The sequence below is a fragment of the Streptosporangium carneum genome, from assembly GCF_027922005.1.
In the GTDB taxonomy this organism is placed as follows: domain Bacteria; phylum Actinomycetota; class Actinomycetes; order Streptosporangiales; family Streptosporangiaceae; genus Streptosporangium; species Streptosporangium carneum.
In genome coordinates this window covers 1-686 of record NZ_BSEV01000093.1, presented here as the reverse complement: position 1 = coordinate 686, position 686 = coordinate 1, and the positions used below count along the sequence as shown (strand labels likewise).

At 64.1% G+C, this 686-nt stretch carries 1 protein-coding gene and 1 pseudogene; both read left to right on the top strand.

Translation table 11 applies throughout. From position 1 onward, the window contains the following. A pseudogene (locus PKF00_RS44865) lies at nucleotides 1-350 on the top strand (IS21 family transposase); the annotation flags it as partial. Further along, on the top strand, nucleotides 347-686 hold a 340-nt coding region (locus PKF00_RS44860), incomplete at its 3' end, for an ATP-binding protein (protein WP_271223742.1). The pseudogene PKF00_RS44865 and the gene PKF00_RS44860, both read left to right, overlap by 4 nt.

The window sequence follows — 686 nt, the reverse complement described above, 5'->3', positions numbered from 1 at the left end:
CGCTGGACCAGGCGGCGCCGCTGCAGGGATGGGAACTGCCCGAGGCGTTCGCGACACTGCAACGCCTGATGGAAGCGCGCATGCACAAGCATGGCAAGCGCGAGTATGTGCAGGTGCTGCGCTTGCTGGAGAGCTTCGATATCGCCGATCTCCAGGTGGCGGTGGAGCAGGCTATCGACCTGGGCGCCGTCGGCTTCGATGCCGTCAAGCATCTCGTCCTGTGCCGGGTCGAACGCGTGCCGCCCAGGCTGGACCTGGACGTCTATCCCTTCCTCCCACGCACCAAAGTCGAGAAGACCTTTGCCAGAGCCTACATGAGCTTGCTCTCCGATGGGCAGAAGGCCGCATGAGCAGTCAGGCCCCCGAGATCCTGCTCGCCCACCATCTTAAGGCGCTCAAGCTGCCCACCTGCCTTCGTGAGCATCAGAAACTGGCCCGGCAATGCGCCGCCGAAGGCCTCGACCATATCCGCTTCCTCGCCCGGCTCATCGAGATGGAGATGATCGACAGGGAGCGTCGCATGGTGGAGCGGCGCATCAAGACGGCACGCTTCCCCGCGGTCAAAAGCCTCGACAGCTTCGACTTCACCGCCATCCCCCGACTCAACAAGATGCAGGTGCTCGAGATGGCGCGCTGCGAATGGATCGAGCGCCGCGAGAACGCCATCGCTCTGGGGCCATCGGGCA